Source organism: Actinomycetospora lemnae, from assembly GCF_028737315.1.
Taxonomy (GTDB): domain Bacteria; phylum Actinomycetota; class Actinomycetes; order Mycobacteriales; family Pseudonocardiaceae; genus Actinomycetospora; species Actinomycetospora lemnae.
Genome location: NZ_JAQZAO010000002.1, coordinates 327,009 through 350,848, shown reverse-complemented (window position 1 = coordinate 350,848; position 23,840 = coordinate 327,009). Strand labels below are relative to the sequence as shown.

At 75.7% G+C, this 23,840-nt stretch carries 22 protein-coding genes; 19 read left to right on the top strand and 3 right to left on the bottom strand.

Features of this window, described 5'->3' with window-relative positions:
• Nucleotides 1–51: 51 nt before the first annotated feature.
• From PGB27_RS05360 to PGB27_RS05335, 6 genes are all read left to right on the top strand, one after another.
• Nucleotides 52–1,641, top strand: coding sequence for an Rv2578c family radical SAM protein (locus tag PGB27_RS05360; protein ID WP_274199307.1), 1,590 nt, complete (start codon nucleotides 52–54; stop codon nucleotides 1,639–1,641).
• Nucleotides 1,641–3,497: an HNH endonuclease signature motif containing protein gene (locus PGB27_RS05355; RefSeq protein WP_274199306.1), complete on the top strand. Its 1,857-nt coding sequence runs from the start codon at nucleotides 1,641–1,643 to the stop codon at nucleotides 3,495–3,497. The genes PGB27_RS05360 and PGB27_RS05355 overlap by 1 nt, the downstream gene beginning before the upstream one ends.
• A gap of 219 nt (nucleotides 3,498–3,716) precedes the next feature.
• Entirely contained in the window at nucleotides 3,717–4,127 is a 411-nt protein-coding gene (locus PGB27_RS05350) for a PPOX class F420-dependent oxidoreductase (protein WP_274199305.1), read from the top strand.
• Between the two features lie 75 nt (nucleotides 4,128–4,202).
• A complete protein-coding gene (gene aspS / locus PGB27_RS05345; RefSeq protein WP_274199304.1) occupies nucleotides 4,203–6,014 on the top strand; it encodes an aspartate--tRNA ligase in 1,812 nt (603 codons plus the stop codon).
• Between the two features lie 61 nt (nucleotides 6,015–6,075).
• Entirely contained in the window at nucleotides 6,076–7,041 is a 966-nt protein-coding gene (locus PGB27_RS05340; RefSeq protein ID WP_274199303.1) for a DUF389 domain-containing protein, read from the top strand.
• A 13-nt stretch (nucleotides 7,042–7,054) separates the two neighbouring features.
• Complete coding sequence (locus PGB27_RS05335; RefSeq protein WP_274199302.1) at nucleotides 7,055–8,311, top strand: hypothetical protein; 1,257 nt, start codon at nucleotides 7,055–7,057, stop codon at nucleotides 8,309–8,311.
• A 19-nt stretch (nucleotides 8,312–8,330) separates the two neighbouring features.
• Here the strand turns inward: PGB27_RS05335 and PGB27_RS05330 are convergent, their stop codons facing one another.
• Complete coding sequence (locus tag PGB27_RS05330) at nucleotides 8,331–8,999, bottom strand: hypothetical protein (RefSeq protein ID WP_274199301.1); 669 nt, start codon at nucleotides 8,997–8,999, stop codon at nucleotides 8,331–8,333.
• Between the two features lie 97 nt (nucleotides 9,000–9,096).
• Here PGB27_RS05330 and PGB27_RS05325 point away from each other — a divergent pair, with 97 nt between their 5' ends.
• A complete protein-coding gene (locus PGB27_RS05325; RefSeq protein WP_274199300.1) occupies nucleotides 9,097–9,870 on the top strand; it encodes an isocitrate lyase/PEP mutase family protein in 774 nt (257 codons plus the stop codon).
• A gap of 8 nt (nucleotides 9,871–9,878) precedes the next feature.
• Here PGB27_RS05325 and PGB27_RS05320 read toward each other — a convergent pair whose 3' ends face one another.
• Both PGB27_RS05320 and PGB27_RS05315 read right to left on the bottom strand, forming a co-directional pair.
• Nucleotides 9,879–11,045 carry an aminotransferase class I/II-fold pyridoxal phosphate-dependent enzyme gene (locus PGB27_RS05320; protein WP_274199299.1) on the bottom strand — a complete coding sequence of 389 codons (1,167 nt, stop codon included), beginning with the start codon at nucleotides 11,043–11,045 and terminating at the stop codon, nucleotides 9,879–9,881.
• Nucleotides 11,045–11,524 (bottom strand): Lrp/AsnC family transcriptional regulator, encoded by a 480-nt coding sequence (locus PGB27_RS05315; protein ID WP_274199298.1) that lies wholly within the window; start codon nucleotides 11,522–11,524, stop codon nucleotides 11,045–11,047. Before PGB27_RS05315 ends, PGB27_RS05320 begins: the two co-directional genes overlap by 1 nt.
• A gap of 50 nt (nucleotides 11,525–11,574) precedes the next feature.
• On the opposite strand from PGB27_RS05315, the gene PGB27_RS05310 reads away from it, so the two are divergent.
• The 12 genes from PGB27_RS05310 to PGB27_RS05255 all read left to right on the top strand — a co-directional run bounded on the left by PGB27_RS05310 (nucleotide 11,575) and on the right by PGB27_RS05255 (nucleotide 23,830).
• A complete protein-coding gene (locus tag PGB27_RS05310) occupies nucleotides 11,575–12,567 on the top strand; it encodes an asparaginase (protein WP_274199297.1) in 993 nt (330 codons plus the stop codon).
• Nucleotides 12,568–12,580: 13 nt separating this feature from the next.
• Nucleotides 12,581–13,468, top strand: coding sequence for a polysaccharide deacetylase family protein (locus PGB27_RS05305; RefSeq protein ID WP_274199296.1), 888 nt, complete (start codon nucleotides 12,581–12,583; stop codon nucleotides 13,466–13,468).
• Between the two features lie 37 nt (nucleotides 13,469–13,505).
• Nucleotides 13,506–13,916, top strand: coding sequence for a hypothetical protein (locus PGB27_RS05300; RefSeq protein ID WP_274199295.1), 411 nt, complete (start codon nucleotides 13,506–13,508; stop codon nucleotides 13,914–13,916).
• Between the two features lie 19 nt (nucleotides 13,917–13,935).
• Entirely contained in the window at nucleotides 13,936–15,429 is a 1,494-nt protein-coding gene (locus PGB27_RS05295; protein WP_274199294.1) for a replication-associated recombination protein A, read from the top strand.
• A 195-nt stretch (nucleotides 15,430–15,624) separates the two neighbouring features.
• The gene (locus PGB27_RS05290) at nucleotides 15,625–16,467 is read left to right on the top strand and encodes a hypothetical protein (protein ID WP_274199293.1); all 843 of its coding nucleotides are present in this window, start codon (nucleotides 15,625–15,627) and stop codon (nucleotides 16,465–16,467) included.
• Nucleotides 16,468–16,620: 153 nt separating this feature from the next.
• Nucleotides 16,621–17,019, top strand: a complete 399-nt coding sequence (locus tag PGB27_RS05285; protein ID WP_274199619.1) for a DUF948 domain-containing protein — start codon at nucleotides 16,621–16,623, stop codon at nucleotides 17,017–17,019.
• Nucleotides 17,016–17,318 carry a hypothetical protein gene (locus tag PGB27_RS05280; protein ID WP_274199292.1) on the top strand — a complete coding sequence of 101 codons (303 nt, stop codon included), beginning with the start codon at nucleotides 17,016–17,018 and terminating at the stop codon, nucleotides 17,316–17,318. The genes PGB27_RS05285 and PGB27_RS05280 overlap by 4 nt, the downstream gene beginning before the upstream one ends.
• A 54-nt stretch (nucleotides 17,319–17,372) precedes the next feature.
• Nucleotides 17,373–20,042 carry an alanine--tRNA ligase gene (gene alaS / locus PGB27_RS05275; protein ID WP_274199291.1) on the top strand — a complete coding sequence of 890 codons (2,670 nt, stop codon included), beginning with the start codon at nucleotides 17,373–17,375 and terminating at the stop codon, nucleotides 20,040–20,042.
• A gap of 7 nt (nucleotides 20,043–20,049) precedes the next feature.
• Nucleotides 20,050–20,508, top strand: coding sequence for a Holliday junction resolvase RuvX (gene ruvX, locus PGB27_RS05270; RefSeq protein WP_274199290.1), 459 nt, complete (start codon nucleotides 20,050–20,052; stop codon nucleotides 20,506–20,508).
• Nucleotides 20,505–22,082: an endolytic transglycosylase MltG gene (locus PGB27_RS05265; protein WP_274199289.1), complete on the top strand. Its 1,578-nt coding sequence runs from the start codon at nucleotides 20,505–20,507 to the stop codon at nucleotides 22,080–22,082. The genes ruvX and PGB27_RS05265 overlap by 4 nt, the downstream gene beginning before the upstream one ends.
• Nucleotides 22,083–22,091: 9 nt before the next feature.
• On the top strand, nucleotides 22,092–22,985 hold the full coding sequence (locus tag PGB27_RS05260; RefSeq protein WP_274199288.1) for a shikimate dehydrogenase: 894 nt from the start codon (nucleotides 22,092–22,094) through the stop codon (nucleotides 22,983–22,985).
• A 221-nt stretch (nucleotides 22,986–23,206) separates the two neighbouring features.
• Nucleotides 23,207–23,830, top strand: a complete 624-nt coding sequence (locus tag PGB27_RS05255) for a prepilin peptidase (protein WP_274199287.1) — start codon at nucleotides 23,207–23,209, stop codon at nucleotides 23,828–23,830.
• The last annotated feature ends 10 nt before the right edge of the window (nucleotides 23,831–23,840 follow it).

Here is a 23,840-nt window from a genome sequence, read left to right as displayed (position 1 = left end):
CCTCGCTGTCGGTGGCTTGCCGCACCCTCGAACACGTGTTCGAATGGTTCGGTGCGGTGGGACGAGCAGAAGGTCGCGGGCGGGCCCCAGGAGCTCCCGGGCATGCCCGCGCTCAAGGGGCTGGTGCGCAGCGTCCGGACGCCGGAGTTCGCCGACATCACCTTCCACGAGGTGCGGGCGCGCTCGGTGCTCAACCGGGTGCCCGGGGCGTCGCCGATGCCCTTCTCCTGGACGGTGAACCCGTACCGGGGGTGCAGCCACGCGTGCACCTACTGCCTCGCGCCGGACACGCCCGTCCTGATGGTCGACGGCACGAGCGTGCGGCTGGCCGACGTCCGGGTCGGCGACCTCGTGGTGGGCACGGCGATGCGTGGCGGCGTGCGCAGCCTCGTCCCGACGCCGGTCCACGACGCGTGGACGACGACGAAGCCCGCCTGGCGGGTGCGCCTCGTCGACGGCACGACGCTCGTGGCGAGCGCGGACCACCGGTTCCTCACGCCGCGGGGCTGGGTGCACGTCCGGCCGGAGGGGTGCGCGGGGACGGAGCGGCCGCACCTGCGGGTCGGCGACGTGCTCGTCGGCGCCGAGACCCTCGCCGACGAGGCCTTCCGCCGTCCCGGCTCGCCGCCGGTGGCGCCACCGCCGCCGAATGATGCCCCCGGCGGGCGGGCGGTGGTGGCGGTCGAGGACCTCGGCGGTGAGCGCCCGCTGGCCGACCTCACCACCGGCACCGGCGACTTCGTGGCCGACGGCGTCATCAGCCACAACTGCTTCGCCCGCAACACCCACACCTACCTCGACCTCGACGCGGGCGACGACTTCGACCGCCAGGTCGTCGTGAAGCTCAACGCGCCCGAGGTGCTCGCCCGCGAGCTCCGCTCGCCGCGCTGGGCTCGCGAGCACGTCGCGATGGGCACCAACACCGACCCCTACCAGCGGGCCGAGGGCCGCTACGCGCTCATGCCGGGCATCATCCGGGCGCTCGGCGGCACGGGGACGCCGTTCTCGATCCTCACCAAGGGCACGCTGCTGGCCCGCGACCTGCCCGAGCTCACCGCGGCGGCGCGCGACGTCCCGGTCGGCGTGGGCGTCTCGCTCGCCCTGCTCGACCCCGAGCTCCACCGCCGCGTCGAGCCGGGCACGCCCACGCCCCGGGCGCGCCTCGACCTCGTGCGCCGCATCCGCGACGCCGGGTTGCCGTGCGGGGTGTTCGTCGCCCCGGTGCTGCCCGGGCTCACCGACACCGACGAGCACCTCGAGGCGCTGCTCGGCGAGATCGCCGCCGCGGGCGCGAGCGGGGCCAGCGTGCTCGCCCTGCACCTGCGGCCGGGCACGCGCGAGTGGTTCCACGCCTGGCTCGCCCGCGAGCACCCCGAGCTGCTCGAGCGCTACGCCGCGCTCTACCGCCGGGGCGCCTACGTCGACGCCGCCTACCGGACGGACCTCGCCGCCCGGGTCCGGCCGCTGCTCGAGCGCCACGGACTCACCGGCGGCGGGCACGCGATGGGTGGGCGGCAGGGGTACGGCGAGGGCATCGACGGGCGCGAGGGCAAGGGCGGCTGGCCCGACGGGTCGATGCCGCCGCCCGCGGTGCCGGAGGAGGTCGTCACGGCGCCCCCCGAGCAGCTCTCCTTGCTCTGATGGCTGATGTGGCGGACGCCAGACCGGTGTCGGGGGCAGCCGCTACCATCGAACACGGGTTCGACGACGGCTACCAGGTGGTGCCGGCGGAGCTCGAGGAGACGCCCGCCGGCGCCGCGCTGGCCGCCGTCCTGGAGCGGCTCGATCCGCGGCGGGTGTCGCCGTCCGAGACGGTGCGCCTGGTGGCCGCCCAGCGCCGCCAGCTCGCGCACCAGCAGGCGTGCTTCCACGCGTGCGCCCGGGAGGCCGCGCTGGCGGATCCCGACGCGCCGGGTGGGCGGGCCGAGCGGGACGTCGCCGAGTCCGGTGACGAGCTGCGGGCGGTCCTCTCGGCGTCCCGGACGGCGGTGGCGCGGTTGCTCGACCTCGCGGACGCCGCCCAGCGCCATCCTCGCCTGGGCGCGGCATGGCGGGCGGGGGAGGTCGATGAGCAGCGGGTGGCGATCCTGGTGCGCTGGACCGCGGCCCTCTCGGTGGAGCACGCCGCCGCGGTGATCGCGGAGCTGATCGACCAGGCCGGTGCGATGACGCCGTCGCGCTTGATCGACCGGATCCAGGCGCTGGCCAAGGCGCTCGACCCGGCGTGGGCGGAGAAGCTCTACCGGCAGGCTCGCCGTCAGCGTCGGGTCCGGGCTCGGTGCACCGACGCCGGCACGGTCAACCTCTCGGCGTTGGACCTGCCGATGCCCGGCGGGGTGCGATCGGTGCGGCGGATCAACGCCCTCGCCGCCCGGTCGCAGGCGGCCGGACGTCCCGGGCTGATCGACACCATCCGCGCCGACGTCGTGCTCGCGCTGTTCCATCCCGACAACGCCGGCGCCGACGACGCCGCGATCGTGGCCGCGGTGCTCGCCATGGGCCACGACGACGACCCCCGCCCGCGCCGCGTCCCCGATCCCGCCCAGGCCCCGCCCGACGACCCCACACCGCCGGCCGACCCGACTCCGACCGACGCCCCGACCCCGACCTCGACCCCGACCTCGACCCCGACCGGCGACCCGACCCCGCCCGGCAGCGCGCCTCCTCACGCAGCCGACCCGGCCGTCGGCACCGACGACGCGCTGGGCGCCACGGGCGGGCGCCGACCGACCCGGCAGTCCCGGTTCGAGCTGCGGGTGGGGCTGAACACGCTGCTCGAGCTCGACGAGCGGCCGGCGCGGTTGCCCGGCTTGGGCGTGATCACCGCGGGCCTGGCGCGCGAGCTCGCGGCCGCCCACGCCGACGCGGAGTGGCGGGTGGCGGTCACCGACGACAGCGGAGTGCTCATCGCCGCACTGCTCGCCGGTCGCCGACCGGCACACACGACGACGACCCCGCAGCAGCCACCCCTCGCCGGGGCACCGCGCCCGGTGGTCGAGCTGCACGTCTCCGAGGCGGGGCTCGCGCGGCTGCGACCACGCGAGCACGACGGCTGGGCGCCCTTCCTCATCGACCTGCAGCAGCAGCTGAGCCGTTGGCGTGCGGCCCACGACGAGGATCTCGCTGCCCAGGAGGCCGAACGTCGTGCCGCTGAGCCCGAGCGGCCGTGGGACGACCCCCTCGACGTCGAGGCCTGGGCCCGGATCGCCGCACGACGACGGGCACGGGCGCACGAGGCCCTCGCGCGCTTCCCGTCCGCGGCGCTGCGGCGCTGGATCACCATGCGCGACCGATCGTGCGTGTTCCCGCCCTGCGGGGCCTCCGCGCTCGCGGCCGAGATCGACCACACGCACGCCGTCACCGACCACGGACGGACACTGCCCGCCAACCTCGACCCGGCGTGCGGACACGACCACGACCTCAAGGACCGGGGATGGACCCTCACCCAACCCCGGCCCGGGTGGTTCCGCTGGACCAGCCCCACCGGTCACACCTAGAGCGCGGACCCCGGCCCGTGGTCGACGACCTCCCCGCCCCGCGACCTCCGACCACGCCGTCGAGCACCGAACCACGCGGGTACGCCGACGACGGACCGGCCTGGGACAGCCCGCCCCCGTCGGCGCCTGCGCAGCCACCCCCACCTCCGGCGATGGCTCCCGAGGAGGACCCGGATCCGCCGCCGTTCTGACCAGCCGCCGCCTCACTAACCTCTGGTCATGGACCTTGACGAGGCGCGGCAGGTGCTCCGCGAGCAGCACCACGCGGTACTGGCCACCCGGCGGGGCGACGGGGCGCCGCAGATGTCGCCGGTGGCGGTCGGCGTCGACGACGACGGCGCGGCGGTCGTCAGCACGCGGGAGACGGCGGTGAAGACGAAGAACCTGCGCCGCGAGCCCCGGGCGTGGCTCTGCGTGCTGCCCGACGGCTTCTTCGGACGGTGGATCCAGGTCGAGGGCAGCGTCGAGATCGTCGAGCAGCCCGAGGCCCTCGAGGGCCTGCGGGCGTACTACCGGCAGGTCGCGGGCGAGCACCCCGACTGGGAGGAGTACGACGAGGCCATGCGCCGGGAGCGCCGGGTGCTCCTGCGGGTGCACCTCGACCGGGCGGGTCCGACCGTGAGCGGCTGAGATCGCGGTGGAACCGGGTCGATAGCCTCGGGGGCGACGGATCCGTCCCGAACCGACCCAGGAGCACCACCCCTGATGATGCGCTCGCACCCCGCCGGCACGCTGCGCGCCGAGCACGTCGGCGCCACGGTCACCCTCGCCGGCTGGGTGGCCCGCCGGCGTGATCACGGCGGCGTCGTGTTCATCGACCTGCGCGACGCCTCGGGCGTCGTGCAGGTGGTGTTCCGGCTCGGCGACGTGGCCGAGGAGTCCCACCGGCTGCGCGCCGAGTTCTGCGTGCAGATCACCGGCGTCGTCGAGCAGCGCCCCGCGGGCAGCGAGAACCGCGAGCTGGCCACGGGCGAGGTCGAGGTGAGCGCCACCGCGCTCACCGTCCTGTCGGAGTCGGCGCCGCTGCCCTTCCAGCTCGACGAGCACGGCTCCGAATCGGGGAGCGTCGGCGAGGACACCCGCCTGCGCCACCGCTACCTCGACCTGCGCCGCGAGGGCCCGGCGTCCGCCCTGCGGCTGCGCAGCCGCGCCAACAAGATCGCCCGCGACGTGCTCTCCGACCGGGACTTCGTCGAGGTCGAGACCCCCACCCTCACCCGGTCGACGCCCGAGGGCGCGCGCGACTTCCTCGTCCCGGCGCGCCTCCGGCCCGGCAGCTGGTACGCGCTGCCGCAGTCGCCGCAGCTGTTCAAGCAGCTGCTCATGGTCGGCGGGCTCGAGCGCTACTTCCAGATCGCGCGCTGCTACCGCGACGAGGACTTCCGTGCGGACCGCCAGCCCGAGTTCACGCAGCTCGACATCGAGGCGAGCTTCGTCGACCAGGACGACGTCATCGCCCTCGGCGAGGCGGTCATCACCGCGCTGTGGTCGGAGCTCGCCGGGTACGAGATCCCCACGCCCATCCCGCGGATGCCCTACCTCGAGGCGATGGCGCGCTTCGGCTCCGACAAGCCCGACCTGCGCTTCGACATCGAGCTCGTCGAGCTGACCGACTACTTCGCCGACACGCCGTTCCGCGTGTTCCAGGCTCCCTACGTCGGCGCGGTCGTCATGCCCGGCGGGGCGTCGCAGCCGCGGCGCACGCTCGACGGCTGGCAGGAGTGGGCCAAGCAGCGCGGCGCCAAGGGCCTCGCCTACGTGCTCGTCGGCGAGGACGGGACGCTCTCCGGACCGGTCGCGAAGAACATCACCGACGCCGAGCGCGAGGGCCTGGCCAAGGCCGCGGGCGCGAACCCCGGCGACTGCATCTTCTTCGGCGCCGGCACGCCGGCGGAGGGCCGCGCCCTGCTCGGCGCCACCCGCAACGAGATCGCCCGGCGCCTCGACCTCATCCCCGAGGGCTCCTGGTCGTTCGTGTGGGTCGTCGACGCGCCCCTGTTCGAGGCGGCCGGCTCGACCGACGACGTCGCGGTCGGGGAGGGGCAGTGGACGGCGGTGCACCACGCGTTCACCTCGCCCACCCCGGACTGGATCGACCGGTTCGAGGAGGACCCGGAGCACGCCCTGGCGTACGCCTACGACCTCGTCTGCAACGGCAACGAGATCGGCGGGGGGTCCATCCGTATCCACCGCCGCGACGTCCAGGAGCGGGTCTTCGCGCTGATGGGGCTGAGCCCCGAGCAGCAGCAGGAGAAGTTCGGGTTCCTGCTCGACGCCTTCGCGTACGGCCCGCCCCCGCACGGCGGCATCGCGTTCGGCTGGGACCGCATCTGCGCGCTGCTCGCCGGGGTCGACTCGATCCGTGAGGTCATCGCCTTCCCGAAGACCGGCGGCGGCTACGACCCGCTGACCGCCGCGCCGGCCCCGATCACGGCCCTGCAGCGCAAGGAGGCGGGGGTGGACGCCCCGACCAAGCCGGCCGCGCCGGTCAAGCCGCCGGAGCGGCCGGTCCAGTGAGGGAGCCGGAGCGCGGCGGAGCTCGACCCGGGCGTGGTGAGACCCGTCCGGGTCGGGTGACGTGAACCGGCTGCGGGTCCTCTGCCCGGACACCGAGGCCGGGCTCGTCGACCGCGTCCTGGGCGTGCTGCACGACGAGCCCGGTGCCGTGCACGTCGTGCGGGTGCGCGGGGCCGCGGTGGACCCGCGCGGGGACGTCGTCGAGGCCGACGTCGCGCGGGAGGCCATCGACGACGTGCTCGACGCGCTGCGCGAGCTGGGCTGCGCCGAGCGCGGCGGGATCGTCCTCGAGACGCTCGACACCGTCGTCTCCGACGCCGCCGACCGGGCCGAGGCGGCGGTCCCCGGCGAGGGCGTCGACGCCGTCGTGTGGGCCGAGCTCCTCGGCCGCACCGGGCAGTCGGCACGGTTGTCGGTGACGTTCGTGGTCATGCTGACCATCGCCTGCCTGCTCGGGGCGATCGGCGTCGTCACCAATTCCCCGGTCACCGTCGTCGGCGCGATGGTCCTCGGTCCGGAGTTCGGGCCGCTGGCCGCGCTCGCGGTCGCCACGGTGCGCCGCGACGGCCCGCTGGCCCGCACCGCGGCGCTCGCCCTCGGCGCGGGCTTCGCCATCGCCGTCACCGTGACCGCCCTCGCCTCGGCGGGGGCGGAGGCGATCGAGCTCATCCCCGAGGACGCGCTGACGAACCTGTCGGGCGTCGAGTTCGTCTACCAGGTGGGCCCGTTCTCCCTGGTCGTGGCGCTGCTCGCCGGGATCGCGGGCATGGTGGCGCTCATCGCGGGGGAGGGCTCCGGCGTGCTCGTCGGGGTGTTCATCTCGGTGACGACGGTGCCCGCCGCGGGGTTCGCGGCGGTCGCGGTCACGCTCGCCGACTGGCCTCGCGCGGCCAGCTCGCTGCTGCAGCTCGTCGTCAACGTGGCCGGGATCGTCGTCGCGGGAGTGATCGTCCTGCTGATCGTCCGGGCGTTCCGGCGACGCCGCGGTGTCCCCGAATCCCTCCCGACGCGCTCACGGTCGGGGTAGAGTCCTCCGGCTGATGGCTCCCCTGACGACGGACGACGCGGACACCTCCGACGGTCACGCGGCCGGCGCTCCCGGCTCGGCCGATCGGACGGCGGAGGCCGTCGCGCTGGCCGAGGAGCTGCTCACCCGGCGCCACGGGGCGACCGTGCGGCTCGCCGAGCCCGTCGATCTGGGCGGCAGCTCCCGCTCGCTCGTGGTCCGGGTGCGGGTGGCCGAGAACCCGTTCTCGCTGCCGCGCACGCTCGTCCTGAAGCACTACCTCGACGAGCAGGGGGGTCCGGCACAGTCCGGCGAGCAGAGCACCGTGCGCTTCCGCTACGAGGCCGCCTCCTGCCAGCTGCTCACGGCCATGCCCAGCGAGGAGCGCGCGAGCCCGATGCTCGTGGCGAACGACCCGGTGCACCGCCTGCTCGTGCTCGAGGACCTCGGGCGCTGCTCGACGCTGGCCGACCGGCTCGAGGAGCGCGACGCCAAGGCCGCCGAGCGGGCGCTGCTCGGCTGGGCCCGGGCGCTCGGGCGCATGCAGGCGGCCACCGCAGGCCGCGAGGACGACTTCGGGGCGCTGCTCCGCCGCTTCGGCGAGCGCACGTGGCGCGACCCGCTGGCCGACGACGCCCGCGCGGCGCTCGCCGAGGTGCCCGACCAGCTGGCCCATCTCCTGCGCGTCGAGGCCGCGCCGGCCGCGGTGGCCGAGGCGCGCAGTGCCGCGAGGCTCCTCGGTGGGTCGGGCTACCGCGCGTTCAGTCCCGCCGAGGTCCGCCCCGACAACTGCCTGCTCACCGGCAGCGGCTCGCGGTTCCTCGACTTCGAGTGGGCCTGCTTCCGCGACGTCGCCCTCACCGCGGCGTCGCTGCGCCTGCCGCTGCCCAGCGGCGGGCCCGCACGGGCGCAGCCGCCGGGCATGGCCGAGGCGATGGTGGCGGCGTGGCAGGCGGAGATCAGCCCGGTGTGGCCCGACCTCGCCGACGCCGACGTCCTGCGCGACCGTCTCCTGCAGGCCGAGGTGCTGTGGGTCTGGCTCTCCACCCGCGCGCTGCTGCCCGCGGTCCTCGGCACCGTCGACACCGGGCGGGCGGCGCGGGTCGTCGTCGCCGACCCGGGGGAGGACACACCCGCGGTGCTCAGCGCGCTGTGGCGCCGCGTCGGCACCGACGCCGAGCGCGCGGGCCGGGTGGCGACGGCCGAGCTCGCGGCCGCGGTCGTCGCGGCCCTGGGCCGGCACGGCGGCGAGGCGGGGCTGCCGCCCTACCCGGCGTTCGCGCGGCGCTGAGCTCGCGCCGGCTGGCCGCTCAGGCTGCCAGCGGCGCCCGGTGCACGAGGGCGTCCGCGGCGGGTCCCGACCACGCCGCCGCCCCGTCCGCGGCGAGCGCCTCGGCGGGCCGACGCCCGGCGAGCAGGAGCAGCAGGGCGTCCGCGTCGACGTCGACGACGTCCGGAGGCGTGTCGCGGTCCGGCGCGGCGGGGTGCCCGTCGACGACGTGCACGGTGCGGTCGAGCACCGCCGCGTCGTCGCCCGGCGCCCGCACGACGAGCCGGACCGACGCCGCCCGAGGCCCGACCGCGGCGACGAGGAGCCGGGGCGCGAGGTCGACCACGAGACGCGCGGCCGCGAGGACCGCCGGTGCGTGCTCGGCGAGGTCGACGGGCAGACCGAGCGCGGTGCGCAGGTCGTGGGCGTGCAGGCAGAGGTCGAGGCAGGAGGCGCCGAGCACGGGGTCGCCCGCGTCGAGGCCCGCCATCCGCAGCGCCTCGCGGTGCCGGGCGCCCGCCAGCGAGGAGCGCAGGCGCGCGGGCGCGGCGTAGTGCACGCCGCCGTGCTCGCCCGCGAGGTGCGCGACGAGGTCGCCGACCGTGGGCTCCGGGCCCGGGGCGTCGCGCGTCCAGTCGTCCGCGGCCATGCCGTCCACCGCGTCCTCGGCCGACTCCCACAGGCCGAGCACCGCCGCCGCCGTGTCCATGCTGATCGCCCGCCCCGTCGTCGGTCCGCGCCCCGCCCGACGGTATGTGATCCACGACACAGGAACAAGGAGCGACGGCCCCGCGCTTCGGATGACCATGAGCACCGTCGAGAAGGCCCGAGAGCTCCAGCGCCTGCACAGCGACCCCGAGCTGCTCGTCGTCGTCAACGTGTGGGACGCGATCACGGCCAGGACCGTCGCGAACACCCCCGGCACCAAGGCCCTCGCCACGGCGAGCCACGGCATCGCGGCGTCGCGCGGCTACCCCGACGGCGAGGTCATCCCGCGCGACGAGATGATCGCGGAGGTCGGGCTCATCGCCCGGCAGACCGAGCTGCCCGTCACCGCCGACCTCGAGGGCGGCTACGGCGACCCGGGCGGCACGATCGCCCGCGCCATCGACGTCGGGGTCGTCGGGGCGAACCTCGAGGACCAGCTCAAGCCGCTGTCCGAGTCGGTCCGGGCCGTCGAGGCGGCCGTCGCCGCGGCGGAGAAGGCCGGCGTGCCGTTCGCGCTCAATGCCCGCACCGACGCGTGGGTGCGCGGCGGCGACCGTGACCCGGAGGTCATCCTCGACGACGCGATCGAGCGCGGCCGCGCCTATCTCGAGGCGGGCGCCACGAACTTCTTCGTGCCCGGCAAGCTCGACGAGGAGACGATCCGGGCGCTGGTCGACGCGCTGGGGGAGCGCACGGTCAACGTCATCGGCGTGCCCGGCATGCCCGGCACCGCGCGGCTGGCCGAGCTGGGCGTCGCCCGCTGCTCATTCGGCCCGTGGAGCCAGAACGTCGCCCTGACCGCGCTCGCGCAGCTGGCCGAGGACGCCTACGCCGGCGGCGGCCTGCCCGAGGGCACCCGCAAGCTCAACTGACCCCCCACTCACGTACGGGTCGAGAGGAAGCGGCCGATGCGCTCGAGGGCCTGCTCGAGCAGGGGGAGCGCGGTGGCGTAGGAGCAGCGGACGTGGCCCTCGCCCGACGGCCCGAAGACGTCGCCGGGCACCACGGCCACCTTCTGCTCCTCGAGCAGCTGCTCGGCGAAGTCCTGCGAGCTCAGCCCGCTGCTGCGGATCGACGGGAACGCGTAGAACGCCCCGCCCGGCTCGGGGCACGTGAGCCCGAGCTCGTCGAGGCCCTTGACGAACAGCCGCCGGCGCCGGTCGTAGTCGGCGACCATCTCGGTGACGTCGGGGTCCGCACTCTTGAGCGCCTCGATCGCCGCGACCTGGCTGACGTGCGGCGCGCAGAGCATCGTGTACTGGTGGATGCGGTGCATGAGCGCCGCCACCGGCTCGGGCGCGCACACGTAGCCGACCCGCCAGCCGGTCATCGCGTACGACTTCGAGAAGCCGTTGAGCAGCACCGTGCGCTCCCACGCGCCCTCGACGGCGGCCGTGCTGGTGTGGGTGCCGGTGTAGGTCAGACGGTCGTAGATCTCGTCGCTGACCAGCCAGAAGTCCTCGCGCGCGGCGAGCGCCGCCAGGGCGGTGAGGTCCTCGGCGCTCTGCGCGGCCCCGGTCGGGTTCGACGGCGAGCCGAACAGCACGGCCTTCGTCCGCGGGGTCACCGCCGCGGCGATCCGCTCGGCGTCGAGGCGGTAGCCCTGCGCCGGGTCGGCCGGCACGGGCACCGGCACGCCGCCCGCGAACGCCACGCACGGCTGGTAGGCCACGTACGACGGCTCGGGGACGATCACCTCGTCGCCCGGGTTGAGCAGCGCCCGCAGCGCCAGGTCGAGGCCCTCGGAGACCCCCGACGTCACCAGGCACTCGTCGGCCGGGCGGTAGCGCAGGCCGTGGCGCGCCTCGAGGTCCGCGCAGATCAGCTCGCGCAGCTCGAGCAGCCCGGAGTTGCCGGTGTACGTCGTCGCGCCGCGCGTCAGGGCGTGGATCGCCGACTCGCGCACGCCCCACGGCGTCGGGAAGTCGGGCTCGCCGACGCCGAGGGTGATGACGCCGGTCATCGTCTGGGCGAGATCGAAGAACTTGCGGATGCCCGACGGGGGCATCGCCTCGACGACCCGTGAGAGCGGCTTCTGCGGCGTCATCAGGGCATCACCGAGAGCCGGTGGTCCGGCTCGGGGTCGATGAGCAGCTGGCCGTCGTCCTTGTAGCGCCGCAGCAGGAAGTGGGTGCTCGTCGCCGTGACGCGGTCGACGCCCGAGAGCTTCTGGGCGACGAAGTCCGCGACCTCCTTCATCGAGGCCCCCTCCACCTCGACCCGCAGGTCCTGGGCGCCGGACACGAGGTGCACCGCCCGGATCTCGCGGAAGCGGGCGATGCGCTCGGCGACGTCGTCGAACCCCCGGCCCCGCTCGGGCGCGACGGTGACGTCGACGAACGCGGTCACGCGGCTGTCGCCGAGCCGGTCCCGGTCGACCACCGTCTTGTACCGGCGGATCACCCCGTCGGCCTCCCAGCCGGCGATGGCCGCGCGCACCTCGTCCTCGGGGATGCCGGTGAGCGCCGCGATCCGTTCGGGCGTCGCGCGGGCGTCGGACTCGAGCACGGTGAGGATCTCGTGCATGGGGAACGACCCTAGTCGTCCCCGACGTCGCCGACCTGCGGAGCCGCCCCGTGCCCGTCCAGCCGCCCGTCCAGCCGCCCGTCCAGCCGCCCGTCCAGCCGCCCGTGCACCTCGTCGCCACCGGCGGCACCATCGCCAGCACCGGCTTCCCGGGGGCGCGCCGGGCCTCCCGCGACGGGCGCACGCTGCTGGCCGACGCCGGGGTGACCGACGACGTCGAGGTCACCGACGTCGAGACCGCCGGCAGCTACGCGATGGGGTGGGACGACCTGCGCCGGCTGCACGCCGCGGTGACGGCCGCCCTCGACGCCGGGGCCGAGGGGGTCGTCGTCACCCACGGCACCGACACGATGGAGGAGAGCGCCTACGGCCTGGACCTCCTGCTCGAGGACCGCCGCCCCGTGGTCCTCACGGGCGCGCAGCGGACCGCCGACGAGCCGGGCGCCGACGGGTCCGCCAACCTGCGCGCCGCGCTCGACGTGGCCGCCGACCCCGAGGTCCGCGGGGACGGGGTGCTGCTGTGCTTCGACGGCGAGGTGTTCGCCGCCCGGGGCGTCACCAAGCGCCACACCCTCGCGGCCGGCGCCTTCGGCGGGTCGGTCGTGCACCGCGTCGTCGACGGGCGGGTGCGGCGGGTGTCGCACCCGGTGCGGCGCCCCGCCCTGCCGCTCGTGGCCGCCGACCCGCCGCGCGTCGACGTCGTCGCCGCCCACCACGGCGCCGACGGCGCCCTGCTGCGCGCGGCGGTCGGCGCCGGGGCCCGGGGCGTCGTGCTCGCCGCGCTCGGGATCGGCAACGCGGCCCCGGACGTGATCGCGGCGGTGGGCGAGGCCGTGGCGGACGGGGTGACCGTCCTGCTCGCGAGCCGGGTCGCCGAGGGCCCGGTCTCCGCGCGCTACGCGACCGGCGGTGCCGCGCTCGTCGAGGCCGGCGCGCAGCCCGTGGGCGAGATGACGCCCTGGCAGGCGCGGATGCTGCTCGGTCTCGCCCTCGCGGCTGAGCCGGAGGACCCGCGGGCACTCCTCGCGGAGCACCTGACCTGAGGAGGAACACCGCATGGCCGCTGGGAACAAGGAGATCCTCGTCGCCTTCGGCGTCGACGTGGACGCCGTCGCCGGCTGGCTCGGCTCGTACGGCGGGCAGGACTCGCCCGACGACATCTCGCGCGGGCTGTTCGCCGGCGAGGTCGGCGTCCCGCGGCTGATCGAGCTGTTCCGCCGGCGCGGGATCACCCAGACCTTCTTCTGGCCCGGGCACTCCGTCGAGACCTTCCCCGGCGAGTTCGACGCCTGCGTCGCGGCCGGCCACGAGATCGGGGTCCACGGCTACAGCCACGAGAACCCGCTGGCCATGAGCCGCGAGCAGGAGGAGACGATCCTCGACTACTGCACCGAGCTCATCGAGCGCCGCAGCGGGCGCCGCCCGACCGGCTACGTCGCGCCGTGGTGGGAGTTCAGCCGCGTCACCAACGAGATCCTGCTCGACCGCGGCTTCCGCTACGACCACTCGCTCATGCACCGCGACGTCACCCCGTACTACGTGCGGGTGGGCGACCGGTGGACGCCGATCGACTACGACCAGCCCGCCGAGTCGTGGATGAAGCCGCTCGAGCGCGGCCAGGAGACCGACCTCGTCGAGATCCCGGCGAACTGGTACCTCGACGACCTGCCCCCGATGATGTTCATCAAGGGCAGCCCGAACAGCCACGGTTTCGTCAACCCGCGCGACATCGAGGAGATGTGGCGCGACCAGTTCGACTGGACCCATCGCGAGTGCGACTACGCGGCCTTCACCATGACGATCCACCCCGACGTCTCCGGGCGCCCGCAGGTGCTGCTGGCCCTCGAGCGGCTCATCGACCACATCGACGGCCACGACGGCGTGCGCTGGGCGACGTTCGACGAGATCGCGCAGGACTTCGTCGCCCGGAACCCGCGCTCCTGAGGGGCTCGCGATGTGTGGTGCGTGCGGGTCGGGGCGGGTGCGGGCGCCGTGGGAGGACACGGTCGGCCCGCCCGACCCCGGCGCCTCCCGCCGCCTCGCCGCCGCCCTGACCCGCGCGCTCGCGCCGTGGCGGTGGCGGATCGTGCCGTGGGCCGGGGGCTACACGGTCACCGGTCCGCAGGGCGCCCTCGCGCCGGCGCACTCGGTCGACGAGATCGTCGCCCGGGCCCGCGCCGCCCGTCCGGGGACGCCGCCGGTGGACACCGCACCGGCCGACGGCCTCGCCCTCGCCGAGGCGATCGTGCGGGTGGCCGTCACCGCCCGGTACCGCGGTGGCCCGGTCCTGCTGTCGGGACCGGACCCCGGGCCGGCCCGGCGGCTCACGACCCGCGACGGCGTCGCGGTCGACGTGGTCCCGCGTGCCGGGACCGCCTGGGGCGTCGGCTGACCTCGCTACCGTGCGGGGCATGAGCGAGGACGGGCTGTTCGAGGTGGAGGCCGCGGGGTCCGCAGCGCCCGCGGGCCCGGACCCCGACCGACCCGTGACGCGGGGCGTCGTGGAGGACCGGTGGGAGACGCAGCGTCGGGGGGAGCACACCGACAGGGGAGCTCGACCCTCGGACGGGGCGCCGTCCAGCGGTGTGACGGCGCCGCTGGCCGTCCGGATGCGCCCGGCGAGCCTCGACGAGGTCGTCGGCCAGCAGCACCTGCTCGCCCCCGGCGCGCCGCTGCGGCGCCTGGTCGAGGGGGCGGCGCCGGCGTCGGTGCTGCTCCACGGCCCGCCGGGCACGGGCAAGACGACGCTCGCGCGCCTCATCTCGCAGGCCACGGGCCGCGCGTTCGAGGCCCTCAGCGCGCTGAACGCCGGGGTGAAGGAGGTGCGCGGGGTCATCGAGGTCGCCCGCCGGCGTCTCGCGGCGGCCGAGCCCCGGCGCACCGTGCTGTTCATCGACGAGATACACCGCTTCTCGCGCACCCAGCAGGACGCGCTGCTCGCGGCCGTCGAGGACCGGGTCGTGCTGCTCGTGGGCGCCACCACGGAGAACCCGAGCTTCTCGGTCGTCGCCCCGCTGCTGTCGCGGTCGCTGGTCCTCGGCCTGCACGCCCTCGACGACGAGGCCGTCGGCACCCTGCTGGACCGCGCCGTCGCCGACCCGCGCGGCCTCGGCGGCGCGGTGACGCTGCAGCCCGAGGCCCGCGCCCACCTCGTCCGCCTCGCCGCGGGCGACGGCCGGCGCTCCCTGACCGCGCTCGAGGCCGCCGCCGACGCCGTCGGGGGGACCGGCGGGAGACGGAGCGGAGCGAAGCCCGACCTCCCGGTGGAGATCACGCTCGCGGACGTCGAGCGGGTCGTCGACGAGGTCGCCGTGCGCTACGACCGTGCCGGCGACCAGCACTACGACGTCATCTCGGCGTTCATCAAGTCGATCCGCGGCTCCGACCCGGACGCGGCCCTGCACTACCTCGCCCGCATGATCGTGGCGGGGGAGGACCCGCGGTTCATCGCCCGGCGCCTCGTCGTGCACGCCAGCGAGGACATCGGGCTCGCCGACCCCACCGCGCTGCCCGCGGCGGTCGCCGCCGCGCAGGCCGTCCAGCTGATCGGCCTGCCCGAGGCGCGCATCAACCTCGCCCAGGTGACCATCCACCTCGCCACCGCGCCGAAGTCGAACGCCGTCATCACCGCGATCGACGAGGCGATGGCCGACGTGCGCCGGGGCGCGGCCGGGCCGGTGCCCCCGCACCTGCGCGACGGCCACTACGCGGGCGCCCAGGCCCAGGGCAACGCCGTGGGCTACGTCTACCCGCACGACGACCGGGCCGGTGTGGTCGCGCAGCAGTACCCGCCGGACGAGCTGGTCGGTCGCGACTACTACCGCCCGGGCGGGCGGGGCGACGAGCGGGACCGGGCGAACCGGCTGGCGCGCCTGCGCGAGGTCGTTCGCGGCGTCCCGAGCTGAGTGGTGCCGCGGGCGCGCCCCCCGGCCGCCCGCGGCACCACCCAGTCTTCGGGACCAACGACACCGGGGTTTCGGTGGACGCGTCCTGCGCCGTCCGGCCGCGTCCCGGACAGCGTCCGGACGGCGGCTGTGCAGGGGATGTGCCCGTGACGGATGATCTCGGCGGGTCCGGGGGGACTCGGGGACCGGGGGGACATGACGAACGGGGAGACCGCGGGCGGGCCGGGGACCGGCCGGGGCACGGACAGCGACGGGCGGACCGACTCGCCCGCGCGGTTCTGCACGGACTTCCGCGACGTCCTGCGGGCGCGCGACGTGTCGTTCCGGCGGGCCGAGGAGCTCTCGGGCTGGGGCAAGTCGACGATCGCGGCGGCGACGCGCGGGCCGGGGCTGCCGAACGGCGACCTCGTCACCGACGTGCTCGCCGCCGTCGGCCTCGAGCCGGACGAGGTGGCGGCGTGGCGGACGCGGCACGCCCGGCTGCGCGACCCTCCGCCGGCCGTCGACACCCCGACGCTCCCGCCGGCGACAGAGGCCGCACCGGAGCCCGCGGCACCGTCCGCGCCCGGCCGTCGCTCGACCCGCCGCCGGGTCGAGATCGCGGTCTTCGTCCTGCTCGTCGCGCTCGTGGCGGGCCTCGCGACGGCGCTCGTGCTCGTCCTCGTCGCGCCGCCCTCTCCGGAACCGCGCACGGTGCTGGTCCAGAACCGGGTCGCGATCGGCCCGGGCGACCTCGTCGAGGACCGGACGCCGTCGTACCTGTCGTCGCGGCCGGTCGCCTACTGCGCGCGCATCCCCGGCTGCAAGATCCCCGGCACGGACGTGTGGAGCGGCGCCACGTTCGAGGCGGTCTGCCAGCTCACCGGCGAGGTGATCACGAACGCCGACCTGACCTCGACGAGCATCGGCCAGAACCCGAACGCGGCGGTGTCCGAGGTCTGGCTCGGCGCGCTGGCCCCGGACGGGCGCGTCGGCTACATCTCCGAGGTCTACCTCGCGCCGTCCTACCGCGGCGGCCTGGGCCTGCCGCCCTGTTGATCTGCTCGACCCGGCGGGTGGGCGAGGGCCCCGGGCCCGCACGGTAACCTGCCGCCACCTGCGCCAGGTGGCGTCCGCGACACCTCCTCCGGGGGGTGGGGGCGGATGTCGGTCCTCCGGACCTGCCACGCACCCAGCACCGAGGAGGAGACCGTGTCGGTCGGCCAGATCGCGGCGATCATCGCGGCGGTGGCGTTCGTGATCCTGGTGGTGCTGCTCGCCATCCCGCTGCTCAAGCTCGGGCGGACGCTGGACGAGGCGACGATCGCGATCCGCAAGGCCCACGAGGGCACCGAGCCGCTGCTGTCGGACGCCAACGTCACGCTCACCTCGGTGAACACCCAGCTCGAGCGCGTCGACGGCATGACCGCCAGCGCCCAGGCCGTCGCGGCCAACACCAAGGCGCTGACCACGCTGTTCACGGCGACGCTCGGCGGTCCGCTGGTGAAGGTGGCGGCGCTGTCCTACGGGCTGCGCAAGGCCCAGCAGGCCCGCAAGCTCAAGAACGGGTCGCCGGCGAAGAGCAAGTCGAAGCGGAGCGTGCGCGCATGAAGCGTCTGTTCTGGGTCGGCGTCGGCGTCGCGGTCGGCGTCACGGCCACCCGCAAGGTCAACGAGCTGACCCAGAAGGCCACGCCGGCGGGCATCGGCACCAGCCTCGGCGAGGGCCTGCGCGAGCTCGGCGCGGGCCTCGGTGCGTTCGGCGCGGAGGTGCGCGCCGGAATGAACGAGCGCGCCGAGGAGCTGTACGCGATGGTGGAGGACACGACCGAGATCCCCGTGCGGCCCGAACCGCCGACGTCGGCCCGTCACGCGCGAGCGCCCCGGCGGGGAGCCTCGCACGCCCGCTGAGGCCTGCCCCCGCGTTCTGCGTCCCACCCGTTTCACCTCCAGAGCAGGACGAAAGTGCAGACCCACGAGATCCGCCGACGTTTCCTCGCCCACTTCGAGAACGCCGGTCACACCCCCGTCCCCAGCGCCTCCCTGATCCTCGACGACCCGACGCTGCTGTTCGTCAACGCGGGGATGGTGCAGTTCAAGCCGTACTTCCTCGGCGACGCCCCGGCCCCGTACGCCACGGCCACGTCGATCCAGAAGTGCGTGCGCACCGGCGACATCGAGAACGTCGGCCACACCACCCGCCACAACACGTTCTTCCAGATGGCGGGCAACTTCTCCTTCGGCGACTACTTCAAGGAAGGCGCGATCCGGCACGCCTGGTCGCTGGTCACCGGGAGCCTCGAGGACGGCGGCTTCGGCTTCGACCCGGAGCGCATCTGGGTCACCGTCTACGAGAACGACGACGAGGCCGAGCGACTGTGGCAGGAGGTCGCCGGCCTGCCGATCGAGCGCATCCAGCGCCGCGACGGCCGGGACAACTACTGGGACATGGGCGTCCCGGGTCCCGGCGGGCCGTGCTCGGAGATCTACTACGACCGCGGGCCCGAGTACGGGGTCGAGGGCGGGCCGGTCGCCGACGAGGACCGCTACCTCGAGATCTGGAACCTCGTCTTCATGCAGGACGTCCGCGGCGCGGAGAGCCCGAAGTACGGGGCCGCCCCGGTGGGCGAGCTGCCGCAGAAGAACATCGACACCGGCCTCGGCGTCGAGCGCGTCGCGTTCCTGCTCCAGGGCGTCGACAACGTCTACGAGACCGACCTGCTCCGCCCGGTCATCGACCGCACCCAGGAGCTCACGGGTCGCCGCTACGGCGAGTCCGAGGCCGACGACGTGCGCTTCCGCGTCATCGCCGACCACGTCCGCACGGCTGCGATGATCATCGGCGACGGCGCCACCCCGGGCAACGAGGGCCGCGGCTACGTGCTGCGCCGGCTGCTGCGCCGGGTCATCCGCAACGCCCGCATCCTCGGGTGCACCGACCCGGTGCTGGTCGACCTCGTCGGCGTCGTCCGCGACGCGATGGGGCCGTCGTACCCGGAGCTCTACACCTCCTACGAGCGCATCGCCGCGGCGTGCCGCACCGAGGAGGAGAGCTTCCTCGCCACGCTCGCCACGGGCTCGAAGCTCTTCGACAGCGCCGTGGCCGAGACCCGCTCCGGCGGCGGCACCACCATCGCCGGCGCCAGCGCCTTCGCCCTGCACGACACCTACGGCTTCCCCATCGACCTCACCCTCGAGATGGCCGCCGAGCAGGGGCTGCAGGTCGACGAGGGCGCGTTCCGCACGCTGATGGACGAGCAGCGCGCCCGCGCCAAGGCCGACGCCGCCGCCCGCAAGCAGGGCGGGGCCGACGCCCACGCCTACCGCGAGATCCTCGAGCGCGCCGGGCTCACGCAGTTCCTCGGCTACGAGCTGCTGCACGCCGACGCCACGATCGTGGGGCTGATCGTCGACGGCGAGTCGGTGTACACCGCCGGCGAGGGCAGCCGCGTCGAGGTGCTGCTCGACCGCACCCCGTTCTACGCCGAGGGCGGCGGGCAGCAGGCCGACACCGGGCGCATCGTCGGCGACGGTTTCGTCGTCGAGGTGGACGACGTCCAGACCCCGGTGCCGGGCCTCGAGGTCCACCGGGGCCGGGTGACGCAGGGCGAGGCCGTCCGCGACGCCGCCGTGCACCCCGAGGTGGACATCGAGCGCCGGCACGCCATCTCGCGCTCGCACACCGCCACCCACCTCGTGCACGCCGGCATGCGGCGGGCGCTGGGTGACGCCGCCGCCCAGGCCGGGTCGCTCAACGCTCCGGGTCGGCTGCGGTTCGACTTCACCTCGCCCGGCGGGGCCGTGCCGGCGTCGGTGCTCACCGACGTCGAGGACGAGGTCAACTCGGTGCTGCTGGGTGACGACGAGGTGCGCCCGTACGTCACGTCGATGGACGAGGCCCGCCGGCTCGGGGCCGTGGCGCTCTTCGGCGAGCGGTACGGCGACGAGGTGCGCATCGTCGACATCGGCGACTACTCCCGCGAGCTCTGCGGCGGCACGCACGTCGGCCGTACCGGGCAGCTGGGCCTGGTCAAGCTGCTCAGCGAGGGCTCGGTCGGGTCGGGCGTGCGGCGCGTCGAGGCCCTCGTCGGCATCGACGCCTTCCGGTTCCTCGCCCGCGAGCACGTGCTGGTCAACCAGCTCGCCGAGCAGTTCCGGGCCCAGCCCGACGAGCTGCCCGACCGCATCGCCGGGGTGGTCGACCGGCTGCGTGCGGCCGAGAAGGAGCTCGAGACCATCCGGGCCCGCGAGGTCCTGTCCTCGGCCGGCTCGCTCGTCGAGGGCGCCGAGGACGTCGGCGGCATCGCGCTCGTCGCCGCCCGCACGCCCGAGGGCGTCGGGGGCGGGGACCTGCGCTCGCTCGCCGGCGACGTCCGCGGGCGGATGCAGGGCCGGCCGGCCGTCGTGGCCCTGTTCGCCCCCGACGGGGACAAGGTGTCGTTCGTCGTCGCCACCACCGAGGGCGCCCGCGAGCGCGGCCTCGCGGCCGGGGACCTGGTCAAGGCCTTCGCCCCCGCGGTCAACGGCCGGGGCGGCGGCAAGCCGGACCTGGCCCAGGGCGGCGGCAGCGGGGTCGCCGGGGTGGACGACGCCATCGCGGCCCTGCGCGCGGAGGTGAGCCGCGCTGGCGGCTGACGAATCGGTGAGCGGCAGGCGTCTGGGGGTGGACGTCGGCAGCGTGCGCATCGGTGTCGCGCTGTCCGATCCCGGCGGCGTGCTCGCGACGCCGCTCGTTACCCTCGATCACGACGGAGCCGGCACCGACCTGGACCGGCTCGTGGCGCTCGTCGACGAGCACGAGGTGGTCGAGGTGGTCGTGGGGCTTCCCCGGACGCTCGCCGGTCGCGACGGTCCGGCCGCGCAGACCGCGCGGGAGTACGCCGACGCCCTCACGCGCCGTCTCGGCGACCGCGACGTGCCCGTCGTGCTCTCCGACGAGCGGCTGACCACCGTGAACGCCACCCGGACGCTCTCGGACCGGGGCGTCAAGGGCCGCAAGCAGCGGCGCGTGATCGACCAGGCCGCCGCCGTCGGCATCCTGCAGGGTCACCTCGACGCCCGCCGGGCGCACCGTGCGCCCGACCGCCCGGAGGACTCGTGACCGGACGTCACGGCGGGCTCGGCCGACCGGGCCGGCCCGACGGCCGCGCGCCGCACCCCGAGCGCCGGCTGGTGCGGATGTCGCCCGCACCCGGCCGGCCATGGGGTCGCGCGGCGGGCTCGTCGCAGCACCCGCCGCAGCACTCGACGCAGCAGCGCCCGTCCCAGCACCCGTCCCAGCACCCGTCCCAGCACCCCTCCCCGCGGCCCGGCGTCCACCCCGACGCCGAGACCGACCGGCACGTCGCCGCGGACTGGCGGCCCTGGTTCCCCGACGACGACGCCGACACCGAGACGACGGCCACGGCCGGGAGGTCCGGACGCCCCTCGGCCGATCCCGCCGGCGGCGCGGACGCCGACGCCGGGTGGCTGCTGGGCGACGACGAGCCGGAGGACGACGCTCCCGCGCCGCGCGGTGGGGAGACCGGGACGGAGGCTCCGCCGCCGGACCGCCGCCGGCGTCGGTGGCTGTGGCCGGCCGTCGCCGGGATCCTCGTGCTCGCGCTGGTGGGCGGAGTGTTCTTCGCCCGCGACCTGCTGCCGCTGCTCTTCCCTCCCGACTACGAGGGCCCGGGCACGGGTCGGGTCGTCGTCGAGGTCGCCGACGGCTCGTCCACCCGCGCGATCGGGGAGGAGCTCGTCGCCGCCGACGTCGTCGCGTCCGCGCGGGCGTTCGGCGACGCCGCCGAGGAGGACCCGAACGGGCGCGGCATCCAGCCGGGCTTCTACGAGCTGCGCCGGCAGATGTCCGCGGCCGGCGCCGTCGACGCCCTGCTCGACCCCGCCAGCCGGGTCGGCCGCCTGGAGATCCGCAGCGGCACGCAGCTCGACGACACGGTGGGCGCGGGCACGGCGACGGTGCCCGGCGTGCTGTCGGCGATCTCGCGCGCCACCTGCACCGTCGACGAGGCGGGGGCCGAGCGCTGCGCCAGCGTCGACGACCTGCGCGCGGCGATGGCCGAGACCGACCCCGCCGAGCTCGGGGTGCCGACCTGGGCGCTCGAGGGCGTGCGGCGGGCCGAGCCGAACCGGCGCCTCGAGGGTCTGCTCGCCCCCGGCACCTACGACATCGCGCCGGGCACGGGGGCGCGCGAGGCGCTGGCGGCCGTCGTCGCGGCGTCGGTGCCGCGGCTGGAGGCCGGCGGGCTCCTGGCCGACGCCGAGGCCGCGGGGGTGGCGCCGTACGACGCGCTGATCGTGGGCTCGCTGGCCGAGCGCGAGGGCGTCGCGGCCGACTTCGGGAAGGTCACGCGGGTCATCGTCAACCGGCTGGCGGTGCCGATGCGCCTCCAGTTCGACTCGACGGTGAACTATCCCCTCGACCGTCAGACGCTCCTGACCAGCCCTTACGACCGCGCGCGCCCCGGCCCGTACAACACGTACCTCAACCTCGGGTTGACCCCGACCCCCATCGGCGCGGTCAGCCCCGAGGCCCTCCGCGCGGCGCTGGAGCCGACGCCGGGGCCGTGGGTGTACTTCGTGAAGTGCCAGACCGACGGCATCTCGTGCTTCGCGGTGACCCCGGAGGAGCACGACGCCAACCGGCGCCTGGCCCAGGAGCGCGGGGTCTACTAGCTCGTGTCGATGGGTCGGGCTCCGCATCGCTCCGTCTCCCGCCGCGCCGCGGTCCTCGGCTCGCCGGTGTCCCACTCGCGCTCGCCGGTGCTGCACCGGGCGGCGTACGCCGCGCTCGGGCTCGAGGACTGGACCTACGAGACGATCGAGTGCACCGCCGAGGAGCTGCCGGGCCTCGTGCGCGGGCTCGACAGCTCGTGGGCGGGTCTCTCGGTGACCATGCCGGGCAAGCGGGCGGCGCTGGAGACGGCGACGACGGTCTCGGCGCGCGCCGCCCGGGTCGGGGCCGCGAACACGCTCGTGCCGCGCGACGGCGGCTGGGCGGCGGACTGCACCGACGTCGACGGCGTCGCGGGCGCCCTGCGCGCCGCCGGGATGCGCCCCCCGACGACCGCCGCCGCCATGGCCGACGTCGTGGTGCTGGGCAGCGGGGCGACGGCGTCGGCGGCGCTGGGCGGGGTGTCCGAGGTGGGCTCGGAGGCGGTGACGCTCGTCGTGCGCGACACGGCGCGGGCGGCCGGGACGCTCGAGGTGGCCCGCGCGCACGGGTTCGTGCACCGCGCCGTGACCTGGCCCGAGCTCGAGCCGGCCGACCTCTCGCGGGCCGCGGCGCTGGTCAACACCACGCCCGCCGGGAGCATCGACGCCGACCTCGCCACCTGGATCGTGGCCGCGCTGCCGGAGTGGGCGGTGGTGCTCGACGCGGTCTACCACCCCTGGCCCACGCCCCTGGCCGCCGCGGCCGCGGTGCGCGGACTGTCCGTGGCCACGGGCCTCGACATGCTGCTCCACCAGGCCTTCGGGCAGGTCGAGCAGTTCACGGGCCTCCCGGCGCCGCGTGAGGCCATGCACGCGGCCCTCGCCGCCACCGCCGACCTGGCCCTCCTGCCCCTCCCCACCTGACGGCTCGGGGCATCCTCGCCGGCCCGACACGCCGAGGGCGGACCGGCGCACGGGGTGTGCCAGCCTGGCGTCCACGCTGGCGTCCACCGGCAGGAAAGCCCCCAGCTCAGGGCTGGACGGACGAGGCCGGTGGAGCCTGCTGTCCCCATCGTCCCGATGCGTCCACAGGCGGACGGCGCAGTGCGTGACGGCAGGCCCGGGTCGGGCGCAGGCTCCGATCCGTGACGACAGTGCTGGTGGCCGCCCTCGGCGGCGGTGGGGCGGGCGCGCTGGTCGGCGTCGGGCTCCGGACCGCGCTCGCCCGGATGCGGCGCGGAGCGCTCGTCCCGCGGCGCGCGTGCGGCGGGGCGCTCGCTGTGCTGTGGGCGGTCCCGGTGGGTCTCGTCGCCGCAGGCACGACACCGGCCGCGTGGCTCCCGGCCTGGCTCGTGCTCGGCGCGCTGGTCGTGGCGGGGAGCGCGGTCGACCTCGCCGCGCACCGCCTGCCCGACGCCCTCACCCTGCCCGCCGCCGGCGCCTCGCTGCTCGCCCTCCTGCCGCTCGGCGCTGCGGCGATCGCGGCGGGCGCAGCGGGCGCGCTGCTGCTCGGCGGGGCCTTCGCGGCCGTGCACCTCGCGGCCCCGGGCGCCCTCGGCGCCGGCGACGTCAAGCTCGCCCCAGCACTCGGCGGACCTCTTTCCGCGGCGTCAGCGGTCGCCCCGGTGCTCGCCGTCGTGCTGGCCGCGGCGGGCGTGCTGGTGCTGGCGTCGACACGCCGCGCGCGCCGCGTCCCGTTCGGTCCTCCGCTGCTGCTCGCGGCGTGGGTCGTGCTCACCGTGAGCCTGGCCGCCGGGTGGGCACCGTGATCGCGGCGTC